The following is a 12,365-nucleotide window of genomic DNA, read 5'->3' on the forward strand; positions in this document are numbered from 1 at the left end:
ACCGAGTCTGCCGCGCATACCTGACAGATCGCGTCAGGTATTCCTCACCGCCGCCGGTTCCCGAACAGACCGCGCGTGATCTCCCGGCCGAGCGCGCTCGCCGCCGAGCGGAGGAACGACTTCACCGCCGGGTTCTTCATCGCCTGCTCCACCATCCCCGGCTCCTGCTTCTCCGGCTTCGGAGCAGGGGCTTCAGGCGGCGGAGGAGCCTCACCGGCAGGCGGTGCGGCCACCTTCGCGGCGAGCTTCTCGTAGGCCGACTCGCGGTCGATCGTCTCGGCGTACTTCGCGTGCAGGTCCGAAGACGTCGTCGCCGCGGAGATCGCTTCGGCGCCGATGGAGCCCATCTTGGAACGCGGCGCGCGCAGGCGGGTCCACGCGACCGGCGTCGGCGCGCCCCGTTCGGAAAGGACGGTGACGATCGCTTCGCCGATACCGAGCGACGTCAGCGCCGAGTCCAGCTCGTAGTGCTTCGTCTTCGGGTACGTCTTCACCGTCTTCGTCAGCGCCGCCTGGTCCTCGGGCGTGAACGCGCGCAACGCGTGCTGCACCCGCGCGCCGAGCTGGGACAGGACGTTGTTCGGGATGTCCGTTGGAAGCTGCGTGCAGAAGAACACGCCGACGCCCTTCGACCGGATCAGCTTCACGGTCTGCTCGATACGCTCCAGGAACGCCTTCGACGCGTCGTTGAACAGCAGGTGTGCCTCGTCGAAGAAGAACACCAGCTTCGGTTTGTCGAGGTCGCCTTCTTCGGGCAGTTCCTCGAACAACTCGGCCAGCAGCCACATGAGGAACGTCGAGAACAGCGCGGGCTTCGACTGGAGGTTGTCCAGCTCCAGCAAGGTCACCATCGCCTTGCCGTCGGCCTCGCGCATCAGGTCGTGGACGTCCAGCTCGGGTTCGCCGAAGAAGTCCTCGCCGCCCTGAGCCTCCAGATTGGACAGCGCCCGGAGGATCACCCCGGCCGTCGCGGCCGAGACGCCGCCGATGCCCTTGAGGTCTTCCTTGCCCTCGTCACTCGTCAGGTGCGTGATGACGGAGCGAAGGTCCTTCGTGTCCAGCAGCGCCAAACCGCGCTGATCGGCCCAGTGGAAGATCAAGCCGAGCGTCGACTCCTGCGTTTCGTTGAGGCCCAGCACCTTCGACAGCAGGATCGGGCCGAAACTCGTGATCGTCGCCCGGATCGGCGATCCCTTGCCGCCGGTGCCGAGTGACAGGAACTGCACGGGGAACGCGGCGGGCTCCCAGGAGTCGCCCAGTTCCTCCGCGCGTTTGGCGATCTTGTCGTTGCTCTCGCCCTGCGCGGCGAGTCCCGACAGGTCGCCCTTCACGTCCGCCAACACCACCGGCACTCCCGCGGCGGACAGCTGCTCGGCGATCAGCTGCAAGGTCTTCGTCTTGCCGGTACCGGTCGCGCCCGCGACCAACCCGTGCCGGTTCAGCGTCGCCAGCGGCAGGCGGACCGCCGCGCCGGCGTCGGCCTTGCCGTCGATCACGACGGCGCCGAGCTCCACCGCCGCCCCGTCGCTCACATATCCCTGCGCGATCTCCTGGGCTGGACCCTGTTCGGCCACTGTCGCTCCCCGATCTGTGACATGACTCACCTGAGGATGCACACGGTGCCAGCAACGCGCCGAACCCGCACGTCGCGCGCCACGAATCCCCGGGTCGGGTTAGGGTTTCGGGGTGAACGACCGCCTAGTCTGGATCGACTGCGAGATGACGGGGCTCGACCTCGGCAAGGACGCGTTGATCGAAATAGCCGCGCTGGTGACCGACGCCGAACTCAACGTCCTCGGTGAAGGCGTCGACATCGTCATCCACGCCGACGAGGAAGCCCTCGACGGAATGCCGGAGGTCGTCCGCGAAATGCACGCCCGCTCCGGCCTCACCGAAGAGGTCCGGCGCTCCACGGTCACCATGGAGGAAGCCGAGCAGCGCGTGCTCGAGTACATCCGCGCGCACGTGCCCGAGGCCAACGTCGCCCCGCTCGCCGGCAACTCCATCGCCACCGACCGCGGGTTCATCACCCGCGACATGCCGCTGCTCGACGCGCACCTGCACTACCGCATGGTCGACGTCTCGTCGGTGAAGGAACTCGTCCGGCGCTGGTACCCGCGGATCTACTACGCCAAGCCCGAGAAGGGCCTCGCGCACCGCGCGCTCGCCGACATCAAGGAATCCATCGGCGAGCTCGACTACTACCGTCGCGTCGCCTTCGTCCCGCAGCCCGGCCCGACCACCGAACAGGCCAAGGCCGCGGCCGCTGAAGTGCAGGAACGCCACGAACGGTAACCCGTTGCGAGCCCCGGAAACGGGCACGCTAATATAGTGCGGCCGAGGTGATGGGGGGTTCCCCGAGCCCGGCGATGGTGGGCGTAGCTCAGCTGGTAGAGCACCTGGTTGTGGTCCAGGAGGTCGCGGGTTCGAAACCCGTCGCTCACCCCATCGACCCCAGTTCGGCCGGTTTTCCGGCAGGCTGGGGTTTCGCTTTATCCGAGTATCGGTAACGCGGAGTGGCGCTCGCACGAGTTCAGGTAGGAACTCGCGCGGAGGATGCCATGAGACGCTGGCTGGTCTTGGGAGTCTTCGTGGTGGCCGGCGCCTGCACGACGTCTCCGCCGAACCAAGTACCCGTACCGGCGATCACGCCGACCCCGGTCACAACCGTGACGGCGACGCCGTCGACTTCGGTGCCGCCGCCGGTGACCCCGCCCAAGCCGACGACTTCTTCGGTCACAAAGTCACCTTGGCGTTGCGAGCCCGGCTACCCGAACTGCACCAAGGCCCAGTCCCAGAAGTACCTCGCCGACCTCGAGTATCAGAAGTGTCGCCGCGATCCGGAGAAGATCTGGGACACCGGCACCCAGAAGTGCCGCTACAAGACCAGCGGCGAGGTGCAGTGGGAGCACTTCTACGGCACTTTGCCACCCGGAACGCCATGAGGGTCCTGTCAGGACGAAAACCGTCCTGACAGGACCCTCATGAAGAACAGGTCAGTTCCGGTCGCCGCCGGTCTTCCAGTCGTCCCACGACATCTGCCAGACCGACCAGCCGTCGGTCGGCTCCAGCACCTGCGGGCCCGAGTTGGTGACCGTGATGATGTCGCCCTTCTTGGAGGTGTCCATCAGCCACTTCGCGTTCTCGGTCGACAGGTTGATGCAGCCGTGGCTCACGTTCCGCTTGCCCTGCGATCCGACCGACCACGGCGCCGAGTGGTAGAAGATGCCGCTGTTCGACATGCGCACCGCGTACTTCACGAACGTCCGGTAGCCGGCCTTGCTGTCCGTCGGGACGCCGTACGTGCTGGAGTCCATCGTGTACCCGGTGTGCTCGCTCATCACCGTGTAGGTCCCGGCCGGGGTGCTGCTCGACGGCTTGCCCATCGAGATCGGCATCTGCTTGACCTCTTGGTCGTTCACCACGACCTTCATCTGGTGCGTGCCGCCGTCCGCGGTCGCGACCAGCTTGTCGCCCACGACCACCTTGGCGGGCTTGTCCTCACGGCCGAAGGTGTTGTTGCCGAGGTTCTTGCCGTAGATCGCGGCGTTGACCGAGATCTTGGTGCCCGCCTTGAAGTACTCCTTGGGCCGCCACATCACGGTCTTCTCGCCGAACCAGTGGAACGCGCCCTCGGTCGGCGGCTCGGTGACGATCTTCAGCGCCTTCTCGGTCGCGGCCTTGTCCGGCACGTTGCCGGTGAAGGTGAAGATCAACGGCAGGCCGACGCCGACAGTCTCCCCTTCGACGAGGTTGATCGAGACGCCGATCTGGCGGCCGGGCTTGGCCGTGGAGAACGTCGAGGTCGCGGTGACCGGCTTGCCGTCGGTACCGGTCGCGGCCGCGGTGACGGTGTAGCTCTTGCCGTAACCGAGCGGCTCCGCCGACTCCCAGCCCGAACCGTCTTCCTTCGGCTTGCCCGCGACGACCTTGCCGTCGGCGCCGGTCAGTTTGACCTCGCCCACCTTGCCGTCCGCGACGGCCACCGTGACCGGCTCGCCGGGCGCCACGTTCGCCGCTCCCTGCGCGGGGGTCAGCGTCATCACGGCGGGCTTCGGCTCCGGCGCGGGTGCTCCGCTCTGCTGCGAACCCCCGGGGGCGCCACCCGGCGACGGCTGTTCACCCGACGGTGTACTGGTGCACCCGGCCAGAGTGAACCCGGCCACCAAAGCCACCAAAGCCACCCGCGACCGCCCCGTCGCTCCCCAGACCCTCATGCACACCGCCCGTTTCGCGTGGTACCAACCCCTACGTCTGGCTATAGTCTGCCTGACCGGCCGCAACGCTCGCGGCCGGATGGCCGAATACGTCCCGGCCCGGCGTTAGGGGACCCCCCTGAAACGGGCCCCAGCCACCCTGTGTTAATGTTTTCCACGTCGCCGAGGGGAACACCAAAGCGGCGGGACAAGCAGGCGCCATTAGCTCAATTGGCAGAGCAGCTGGCTCTTAACCAGCGGGTTCGGGGTTCGAGTCCCTGATGGCGCACACCCAAGCCCCACGTTTTCGGTATCGAGAACGTGGGGCTTTGTGTTATGTGGATGCAATCCTTCCACTTACTCACCGTCCATTGTGGTCGCATCGGAGCCCGAGCGTGGACGATCGGTGTGCGAAGTCTGCGGCGGGGCGGCTACGGCCTCGGAGTTCGCGTCGAGAAGATGCGCGCGACACCTTCGCGAACGGCTGTCCAGTCCGTCGCGGGTACATGCTGCAGTGTGGCGGCCAGGGATCGTGAACGTTGCCGGTGTTCCTGGCGGAGCTGTTCGAGGTGGGTGTCTGGATTCGGCCCGCGGGCTTCGATCTCGGTGATGCGCCGGCCCATCGCGTCGATCAGCTCTCGGTTTAACTCCTCCATGGCGCGCAGGAACAGCTCGGTGGGGACGCTTGCCTGTCCTTGCCTTGGCACAGTGCAGTCGAGTCCGTGTTCGGCGGCGTGCCGCCAGTCGACGGTGATCATGTCCTGGTCGGCGATCGACCGCCACAACACGACGCGTGGTGATGTGGCGAGGTAACCGGTGTACATGAAGTGGCTGCTGTACCAGTCGAGCGCTGCCTCCGCGTCCTCGACAGCTTCCTCGCACCAGGCGTCATGGTCGCGGGTCATGCGGTCGACGAGGTCTGCGGGCACGGGTTCTAGCACGGACGGCAGCATTTCCAGAAGGTCCTCCCACAGCCGGGCGACGTAGTAGTCGACTGGAGCAGGCTTTCCCGCAACGGTGTTCGACGGGTGGTGGAACAGTTTGTGTCCGTTCACGTCGATCCAGTACCAGCCATCGGTCAAACCGAACCAGTGCGGGTGGCGATCACCCCAGGTCTCCACGTCGGCCAGCGGCCTTAGCCGGAAGTGGAAACGGATCACCGGGACAGTGTGCTCACCAGCTTGAACCGCTGTCGAGCCATTTGCCTCTGACGCTCCGAGCCACTCCGGGCATACCGTGCCGGGGGGTTGCGCCAGAGGTCGCGGGCAGCTGCGGAACAGTAGGTTCTACGCATGGCTGCCAGATCGTTCTCCTCGCCTCCTCGGCCCATCGTGGTCGGTGACGTTGTCGCGGCGTACTCCGACCCGCTTGGAGCATGGACCGCCGGGCAGATCACCGGCATCGATGCGGACTGGAAGAAGGTGGATGTGCTGGATCTGGATTGGTCAGGTCGAGAGCCGACGTCGCTGCTGGACCTGGGTGATCTCAGGCCGTTGCGTCTGGCCCATCACAGCTGGAAAAACGAGTTGTCTCATTGCCATTTCAACTGGGTTCTTCCGCGTAGCCACAAGGTGATCGGCAACCGGCCGCTGCTGCGAACGGAAGGTTCCAACAGCTACGGCTCCGCGTGGCGGCTCGGGTTGCAACTGGCCTTGCAGCGCTCCTGGGATGGCGGCAATCACGACTCCTGGGTGGACCCGGGCGTCCGAACGTTCAGCGACGAGGATTTCCGTCAGGAGATCGGCGGTCGCCCAGGCCTCGACGGGGACGTCTACGACGTGACGATCGCCGTCGCGGACACCTTCGACTGCTCCCGTCTGGTCGCTGCCTATCCCGGCCTGAAACGGCTGACCCTGCACGGGAAACTCGGCACATTGACCAATGCCGAGAGCCTCAACCGGCTCGCCGCGCTTCAGCGGCTCTCCATTTCGGACCTCTTCGGCATGACCAGCATGGACCGGCTCACCCCGGAGCGTGTTCCGCACCTCGAGACGCTGTCCCTGTCCAGCGTGCCTGCCGAATACGCCACCGCCATGCGAGCGACCTGGCGCACGGAGATCCCCAACGGCACCGACGTGGACATCCGCGCGCCACGAAAGCCGGAATGGGTCGCGGAGAATCGGGACAATCCGCTGCGTGACTGGGATGGGCGCGAAAACATCAGTACCGCTCGCTTCAAGAAGGCCGTCGCCCAGTACAAGGCCACCCGTCGTGCCGTGCTGACCGAACTACGTGCCCCCGAGATGGCCGATCAGCTGGCGAGGCTGCACTCGCTCGGGCGCGAGTACGGCGAGGCCTTCAACCACATGGATCGCCGGAATCCCTTCATCGAAACAGTGGAACGCGAAGAACTCATCGACGCGCTAGCCGGCATCGTGCAGACCGCCGAGGAGGAACTCGGACGCGATCTCACGTGGGCAGGCGAACACCTCGTCGAAGGCCTCGAATCCATCCGTAACTGGTAGACCGACCCGCGACCGTAGCGCCATGGCGTCATCAGTGGTGTCAAACCCGATTAGTTGAAGTTCATCGTCGGCGACGACGCTTCAAGTGAACGACCGGTGAGCGACGGTGGCTCCTTCTGCGACTCAACGAGAAGGAGCCACCGTCGGCATCACCGGTTCGATCTACGGCTCAGCGGTTGTACTGCCATCCGCTCCGGTAGCAGGTGTCCCAACCCGCGTCGTCCACGCAGGTCACGACGCGGACCCTGCTGAGCTTGGTGCCCGAGTTGTACTTCAGGTTGCTCCAGTAGCTCGTGGTGCCGCATCCGCTCTCGTTCCAGCGGTACGGCGTCGGGTCGATGGTCCCCATGCCGAGGTCGGCCTCGAAGAACACGTAGACCGGGTTGCCGTCGCATTTCGTGTCCCGCACGGCCATGTTGATGCCCGTCATGCCGCTGAACGTCCAGGTCCAGTTGGCCGAGCCGTACACCTCGCTCCCGGACGCGGTGGCCGCGCCGGTCGCGGCCGAGGCGGTGCCCGTGAACGCCAGTGTCGCCGCCGACGCCACGGCGATCGCCGTGGCCGCCCGCCGCAGGTTCCTGCTCAGAATCCTCTTCATGTTCCCCTCCAGTGTGATAAATGAATGACGACTCCATGGGGGAGGCGTCATGCTTCGTATTCACTTCACCGACCGTGACCTGGCCCGTGTCCGCGTCGCGGCCGCACCGGATCCGCTGTGGGAAACGGTGCTGGCCATGCAGAAGCTCACGCTCGACGGCATTCCCGCCTTCGCGCGCTGGCGGCGCCGGGTGCGGGAAGGCCTGCGGGAGCGTGACGCCAGGGCCGCGGTGCGGTTCCTGCAGACGATCGCGCCGCCTGCCCGGTACTTCCCGGACTTTCTCACCCCCGCCGAGTCCGCGTGCGGGCTGAAGGCGGGGCTGTCCGCGCTCCGTGGGACGCCGGCGGATCGGCTCGGGCGCGAAGTCGCGCTGATGGCGAAACACCACCGTCTGCCCGGTTGGACACAGGGGCTGGCGGCCGGTGCGAGCGCGGCGCTCGATCAGGTCGCCGGGGCGCTCCGGATCGCCCACGACACCCTGGTCGCTCCACATTGGACGAACGTGCGGACCCAGGTCGACACCGACCGCGCCTTGCGGTCACGTCTCGCCGTCGAAAGCGGAACCCTCGGTCTTCTCGAGTCGCTCCGGCCCGCTTTCCGTTGGGAGGCACCGGTCCTGACCGTGCGCTACCCCGTCGACCGCGACCTCCATCTCGAAGGTCGCGGTATCCGGCTCGTCCCCTCCTACTTCTGCTGGGACACCCCCGTCGCGCTCGCCGACGACGACCTTCCACCGGTCCTCGTCTTCCCGGTGTCCCACGAGCACGAACCCGCTCCCCTGCCGAAACATCTGGCCACCCTGCTCGGCCGGACCCGCGCCGCCGTCCTGTACGCGGTCGCGGGCTGCCCCACCAGCGGCGAACTCGCCGACCGGCTCGGCATTTCGGCGGCCGCGGTTTCGCGGCACACCACGGTGCTCCGCGACGCCGGGCTCATCGCCAGCCGGCGCCACGGCGCCGTGGTGCTGCACAACCTCACGCCGATGGGTGCCGCGCTGCTGGGCTGAGCCCTCAGCGCACGATCCGCCACAGCGAGCAACTGTCGTCCCCCGCGTCGTCCTCGCAGATCCGGAAGGACGTCACGTCCGGGATCGTGGCGTTGCCGCAGCCGACCTTCGAACCATTGCTGTCGCCGATGGTCAGCTTCGTCCCGTTCTTCTGGTTGTACTGGGCGTAGACGCCGTTGCCGTCCTGCTCCTCGTCGCACACCGCGGCGGCGTCGCGGACGGTGTCGTACTGCGCGTAGTCCTTTTCCTGCCAGATGGTGTAGCCGGTCGCCGCCTCCGCGGTCGAGGTCCCCAGTACCAGCGCCGAGATCATCGCGCCGCCGACGAGCATCGTTTTCCGGATCATCGTTCCCCTCCCCTTGGCCCTTCACGGGCATGGGAACAGCTTGCCGCCCGCCTAGCCGGCCGGTCGAGACTTTTGCGCCAGGGCGGAAAACCGCAGACAGGGCAGGCCGTCCTGGCCAAGGAGCCACCGAGAGGCCATGATCATCGGACATGGTGGTTCCGGGAGGGGGACGACGGCCATGGCCAGATCATCGAACGCCGGGACGGCGGTCGCCGTCGGGGTGACCGCGTTGTGCGCGCTGGTCACTGTGGGAACCGAGTACGCGGGCGCGCTGGAACTACGGATCGGCTCGTTCGCACTCGTCCTGCTTCCGCTTTTCTTCGCCTTCGTGATCACGGTCGCCCTCAACCTGTCGCTGTCCTGGCGGCGTCCGGAGGCGGCCGCACCGATCTGGTCCTGCGCCGGGCAACTCCTGCAACTGCTGACGGTGGTCTTCGTGGTGCGTGCCGGAGTCGTCCTGGGTACGGCGCTCCCCACGATCGTCGAGGCCGGACCGGCGATCCTCGTGCAGAGCCTCGGAAAGGCGGGGACGGCGCTGCTGGCCTTCCCTGCGGCCTTACTGCTCGGCTTCGGCCGCGCGAGTATCGGCGCCACGTTCTCCATCGGCCGCGAACCCAGCATCGCCCTGGTGACCGAGCGGTACGGCATCTCCGGCCCGGAGGGTTCCGGCGTTCTCGCCACTTACATCAGCGGCACACTCTTCGGGTCCCTGTTCTTCTCGGCACTCGCGGGCATCGGCTCGGCGATTCCGCTGTTCAGTTCCACGGCGCTGGCGATGGCCTGCGGGGTCGGCAGCGGGGGCATGACGATCTCTTGCGCGGGTTCGCTCGCGCACGGCTCCCGCGACCTGCCCCAGGACGACATCGTCGCGCTGGCGACGGCCAGTGACGTCCTGACCTACATCACCACCGTGCTGCTGGGTGCTTTCATCGTCCTTCCGGTGCTGGAACGGCTGTACCGTTCCCCCACCGCCGTACGGAATCGGCTGGTCTCCGGGGACACCGCCGAGCCGGCGGCGACGGTCGTGCCCTCTCGGCTGGTGACCGGCTTGGCCGTGACCGTGCTTCTGCTCGTCACCGCGGGATGGCATGCGGCGCCGGGAATGCTCTTGCTGTTGGCCCTCGCCTTCGGAGTGCGGATGCTCGGCGACCGGACCGGCCGGTTCGTGCCGACCGTGCTGTGGGCGGCGCTCGTCGGTGCCGTGCTGACCGTTCCGGGACTGCCGTGGTCGGCGACCATGGTGCGCGTCCTGTCCGCCGTCGACCTGCTGACGCTGGCGACCGCCGTGCTCAGCTGCGTCGGTCTGTGCGTGACCGTCCGGCAGTTGAGGATCCTGCGGACCCTGAGCTGGCGCGCGGTCGTCGTGACGCTTCTCGTTTTCGCTGGTTCCTTCTTCACGTCGGCTTTGCTGGCCCAGATCGTTCTCGGGTTCACCTGATGAAAGGAAGGCCTATGAAGGTCCTGGTAACAGGCGGAAGCGGCTTCATCGGACAGCACGTCGTGCGCGAACTACTGGCGCGCGGGCACACCGTCACCGTGCTGGTCCGCCAGCCACCTACGAACCTTCCCGACGCGGTGACAGTTCGACTCGGGGACCTCACCGACCTGTCCGAGGAACGACTCGATGCGATCGTCGCCGGTCATCAGGGCATCGTCGTCGCATCGGCCGCCGCCGTCGCCGCACCGCACGGCACCGACATCGCCGCGTTCTTCCACGATGCCAATGTCGCACCGGTCGCCAGGTTGCTCGCCGCCGGCTGCCGGGCGCAGACCGACCGCGCCGTCATCCTCGGCAGTTTCTACGCCACCCTCCAGCGCGAACAGCCGAAACTCCGGTTGGCCGAACGCAGTGCGTATATCTCGAGCAGAATCGACCAAGCCGAGCGCGCCCGCGCTGCCGTCACCGCGGAAACCTCGGTGGCGATTCTCGAACTTCCGTACGTGGCGGGCACGACTCCGGGCAGGCAATCACCTCTCGAACCCATGCTGCGCAGCATGACCGTCGGCAACGCGGACATCCTCGCCTACCCCGGCACCACCGCGGTCGTCACCGTCACCCAGACCGCGCGAGCGGCAGTCGCCGCTTTGGAACGTCGCGCGAACGGGAACTACCCGCTCGTCACGGCGAATCTCCCGTGGGCAGATCTCTTCACGCGTCTCGCGACCGCGAACGGCCGCCCTCCGAAACGCATCTGGAAACTGCATCCCCGCGCCGTCGAACTGCTGCTCCGCTGGGCAGGGATCCGCCAACGCCGCCAAGGATTCACACTCGGTTTCGACCCAGCGCAATGGAGTGAACTGCACGCCACCGCCATGGTCCTCGACCCGGACATCGCCCGCGCCGAACTCGGCGTCGAGCCGGACGACCTCGATAAAGCACTTCGCACATAATCTTCGAGTGCGCACCTTTCGAGAATGTCCCTGATCTTTCGGACAATTCGGAGAAACCATTCCAAAGCATTATTCGACGGATCCCTGTCCGGGCCGTGAACATTCCGGGCTTTCCATCGCGAAAGCCCGCCAGTGACGGAAACGCTGAGGCAGAACGGGGTTCCGCGCGCCTGGGTGCAGCCGGAACGATCCGCGACTTTCGTCTTACTACCTAGGAAGGTATTCCGGCTCTCCCGTCGCGAGAAACATTTGGGCGGCCGGCATCGCCCTCGTTCCTCCCACGACCACCAGGCGGCTCGGCCGCCCGAAGGTGAGCAACCATGCGGAAAATCGCTTCAATCGCTCTCGGGTTCCTGGCGGCGGCACTCGCGGTGTCCACGCCCGGGATCGCACAGGCCCAAACGGATTCGGGCGTCCAGCCCTCGATCATCGGCGGGGGCACCGCCACGGAGACCTACAGTTTCATGGTCTCGCTCAACAACGGTTGCGGCGGCAGCCTCGTCGCGCCCCAATGGATCGTGACGGCCACCCACTGCGGCGGCGCGTCGCAGGGCCGGATCGGCTCGACGAACAAGTACTCCGGCGGCGAAGTCGGCAGGATCGACCGCCGGGTCAACAAGCCGGGCACCGACCTCACCCTCATGCACCTGTCCACGGCCGTCCGCGCCACCCCGGTCGCGATGGCCACGAGCAACCCGGCGCCGAACACCACCGCGCGGCTCCTCGGCTGGGGATGCACCAGCTGGCCGAGCTGCAGCACTCCGACCACGCTGCGCCAGATCGACCTCCGGGTGCTTCCCAGCAGCTCCTGCTACGCCGGCGGTGGCGGTTCCGGTGATGTCTGCATCTCCGGTGACCGCGGGCATTCCGCCTGCCACGGTGATTCCGGCGGACCGGCGGTCGTCGGCACCACCGGGCGCTGGACGCTGGTCGGCGAGACCCACGGCCCCGGCGACAACGGCGGCGAATGCGCCACCAGCACCCTCTACACCGGCATCGCCCAGCACCTGAGCTGGATCAGGCAGCAGACCGGCTCCTGATCACCGGGCACCGGCACGCCTCGTTCTCGAGGCGTGCCGGTTCAGGTCAGCGCCGGGTGAGCACCCGCTTGCCCAGCCATCCGGCGTAGACGGCCAGCCCGGCGACACCTGCCTTCCGCGTGGGGCGGGCCGCGATCGCCAGGCCGATGGCGAGTTCGGTGGCGCCGTTGCGGTAGGTCCAGTTGCGGACGTCGTCGGCGAAGGCCATCTTCGTCACGGGTTCGAAAGCGGCCGGAGCGGCGAAGTGGGCGAGCCCGGTCGCGGCGATGCCGAGGCCGAGGAGCTTGCCGGTGCGTGCGGACATGGAGTTGCCTTCCTGTTCG

Annotated in this window: 13 protein-coding genes and 2 tRNA genes; 9 read left to right on the forward strand and 6 right to left on the reverse strand. The window is 67.0% G+C overall.

The window, feature by feature from the left end; genetic code table 11:
- Window positions 1–44 precede the first annotated feature (44 nt).
- Window positions 45–1,574 (reverse strand): helicase HerA-like domain-containing protein, encoded by a 1,530-nt coding sequence (locus tag AB8M46_RS02950; RefSeq protein WP_394359476.1) that lies wholly within the window; start codon window positions 1,572–1,574, stop codon window positions 45–47.
- A 112-nt stretch (window positions 1,575–1,686) separates the two neighbouring features.
- Here AB8M46_RS02950 and orn point away from each other — a divergent pair, with 112 nt between their 5' ends.
- The 3 genes from orn (at window position 1,687) to AB8M46_RS02965 (ending at window position 2,945) form a co-directional block, all read left to right on the forward strand.
- Window positions 1,687–2,295, forward strand: a complete 609-nt coding sequence (orn, locus tag AB8M46_RS02955) for an oligoribonuclease (protein WP_081975886.1) — start codon at window positions 1,687–1,689, stop codon at window positions 2,293–2,295.
- Between the two features lie 77 nt (window positions 2,296–2,372).
- Window positions 2,373–2,448 (forward strand) — tRNA-His (locus AB8M46_RS02960).
- A 113-nt stretch (window positions 2,449–2,561) separates the two neighbouring features.
- Entirely contained in the window at window positions 2,562–2,945 is a 384-nt protein-coding gene (locus tag AB8M46_RS02965; RefSeq protein WP_394359477.1) for a hypothetical protein, read from the forward strand.
- A 51-nt stretch (window positions 2,946–2,996) separates the two neighbouring features.
- Here AB8M46_RS02965 and AB8M46_RS02970 read toward each other — a convergent pair whose 3' ends face one another.
- The gene (locus AB8M46_RS02970) at window positions 2,997–4,175 is read right to left on the reverse strand and encodes an Ig-like domain-containing protein (protein ID WP_394359478.1); all 1,179 of its coding nucleotides are present in this window, start codon (window positions 4,173–4,175) and stop codon (window positions 2,997–2,999) included.
- A gap of 237 nt (window positions 4,176–4,412) precedes the next feature.
- On the opposite strand from AB8M46_RS02970, the gene AB8M46_RS02975 reads away from it, so the two are divergent.
- A tRNA-Lys gene (locus tag AB8M46_RS02975) sits at window positions 4,413–4,485 on the forward strand.
- A gap of 142 nt (window positions 4,486–4,627) precedes the next feature.
- On the opposite strand, the gene AB8M46_RS02980 is transcribed toward AB8M46_RS02975, so the two are convergent.
- Window positions 4,628–5,356, reverse strand: coding sequence for a DUF5984 family protein (locus tag AB8M46_RS02980; protein WP_394359479.1), 729 nt, complete (start codon window positions 5,354–5,356; stop codon window positions 4,628–4,630).
- Window positions 5,357–5,488: 132 nt separating this feature from the next.
- Here AB8M46_RS02980 and AB8M46_RS02985 point away from each other — a divergent pair, with 132 nt between their 5' ends.
- On the forward strand, window positions 5,489–6,661 hold the full coding sequence (locus AB8M46_RS02985; RefSeq protein ID WP_394359480.1) for a hypothetical protein: 1,173 nt from the start codon (window positions 5,489–5,491) through the stop codon (window positions 6,659–6,661).
- Window positions 6,662–6,830: 169 nt separating this feature from the next.
- On the opposite strand, the gene AB8M46_RS02990 is transcribed toward AB8M46_RS02985, so the two are convergent.
- Window positions 6,831–7,259 carry a hypothetical protein gene (locus tag AB8M46_RS02990; RefSeq protein ID WP_394359481.1) on the reverse strand — a complete coding sequence of 143 codons (429 nt, stop codon included), beginning with the start codon at window positions 7,257–7,259 and terminating at the stop codon, window positions 6,831–6,833.
- A 49-nt stretch (window positions 7,260–7,308) separates the two neighbouring features.
- Here AB8M46_RS02990 and AB8M46_RS02995 point away from each other — a divergent pair, with 49 nt between their 5' ends.
- On the forward strand, window positions 7,309–8,265 hold the full coding sequence (locus tag AB8M46_RS02995) for an ArsR/SmtB family transcription factor (RefSeq protein ID WP_394359482.1): 957 nt from the start codon (window positions 7,309–7,311) through the stop codon (window positions 8,263–8,265).
- Between the two features lie 4 nt (window positions 8,266–8,269).
- On the opposite strand, the gene AB8M46_RS03000 is transcribed toward AB8M46_RS02995, so the two are convergent.
- Window positions 8,270–8,611: a hypothetical protein gene (locus tag AB8M46_RS03000; protein WP_394359483.1), complete on the reverse strand. Its 342-nt coding sequence runs from the start codon at window positions 8,609–8,611 to the stop codon at window positions 8,270–8,272.
- A gap of 178 nt (window positions 8,612–8,789) precedes the next feature.
- On the opposite strand from AB8M46_RS03000, the gene AB8M46_RS03005 reads away from it, so the two are divergent.
- The 3 genes from AB8M46_RS03005 (at window position 8,790) to AB8M46_RS03015 (ending at window position 12,042) form a co-directional block, all read left to right on the forward strand.
- Complete coding sequence (locus AB8M46_RS03005; RefSeq protein ID WP_394359484.1) at window positions 8,790–10,049, forward strand: DUF3100 domain-containing protein; 1,260 nt, start codon at window positions 8,790–8,792, stop codon at window positions 10,047–10,049.
- A 14-nt stretch (window positions 10,050–10,063) separates the two neighbouring features.
- The gene (locus AB8M46_RS03010; protein WP_394359485.1) at window positions 10,064–11,002 is read left to right on the forward strand and encodes an NAD-dependent epimerase/dehydratase family protein; all 939 of its coding nucleotides are present in this window, start codon (window positions 10,064–10,066) and stop codon (window positions 11,000–11,002) included.
- A 320-nt stretch (window positions 11,003–11,322) separates the two neighbouring features.
- Window positions 11,323–12,042: a trypsin-like serine protease gene (locus tag AB8M46_RS03015; RefSeq protein WP_073848191.1), complete on the forward strand. Its 720-nt coding sequence runs from the start codon at window positions 11,323–11,325 to the stop codon at window positions 12,040–12,042.
- A 46-nt stretch (window positions 12,043–12,088) separates the two neighbouring features.
- Here the strand turns inward: AB8M46_RS03015 and AB8M46_RS03020 are convergent, their stop codons facing one another.
- Window positions 12,089–12,346 carry a hypothetical protein gene (locus AB8M46_RS03020; protein WP_037341666.1) on the reverse strand — a complete coding sequence of 86 codons (258 nt, stop codon included), beginning with the start codon at window positions 12,344–12,346 and terminating at the stop codon, window positions 12,089–12,091.
- Window positions 12,347–12,365 lie beyond the last annotated feature (19 nt).

The sequence above is a fragment of the Amycolatopsis sp. SB7-3 genome, from assembly GCF_041021335.1.
GTDB lineage: Bacteria > Actinomycetota > Actinomycetes > Mycobacteriales > Pseudonocardiaceae > Amycolatopsis > Amycolatopsis japonica.

Bases quoted from the DNA above. Each gene is read 5' to 3' on its own strand.
- AB8M46_RS02995 (WP_394359482.1), top strand. From the start codon at position 7,309: ATGCTTCGTATTCACTTCACCGACCGTGACCTGGCCCGTGTCCGCGTC.
- AB8M46_RS03020 (WP_037341666.1), bottom strand. From the start codon at position 12,346: ATGTCCGCACGCACCGGCAAGCTCCTCGGCCTCGGCATCGCCGCGACC.
- AB8M46_RS02985 (WP_394359480.1), top strand. From the start codon at position 5,489: ATGGCTGCCAGATCGTTCTCCTCGCCTCCTCGGCCCATCGTGGTCGGT.
- AB8M46_RS03005 (WP_394359484.1), top strand. From the start codon at position 8,790: ATGGCCAGATCATCGAACGCCGGGACGGCGGTCGCCGTCGGGGTGACC.
- AB8M46_RS03000 (WP_394359483.1), bottom strand. From the start codon at position 8,611: ATGATCCGGAAAACGATGCTCGTCGGCGGCGCGATGATCTCGGCGCTG.
- AB8M46_RS03015 (WP_073848191.1), top strand. From the start codon at position 11,323: ATGCGGAAAATCGCTTCAATCGCTCTCGGGTTCCTGGCGGCGGCACTC.
- AB8M46_RS03010 (WP_394359485.1), top strand. From the start codon at position 10,064: ATGAAGGTCCTGGTAACAGGCGGAAGCGGCTTCATCGGACAGCACGTC.
- AB8M46_RS02965 (WP_394359477.1), top strand. From the start codon at position 2,562: ATGAGACGCTGGCTGGTCTTGGGAGTCTTCGTGGTGGCCGGCGCCTGC.
- AB8M46_RS02990 (WP_394359481.1), bottom strand. From the start codon at position 7,259: ATGAAGAGGATTCTGAGCAGGAACCTGCGGCGGGCGGCCACGGCGATC.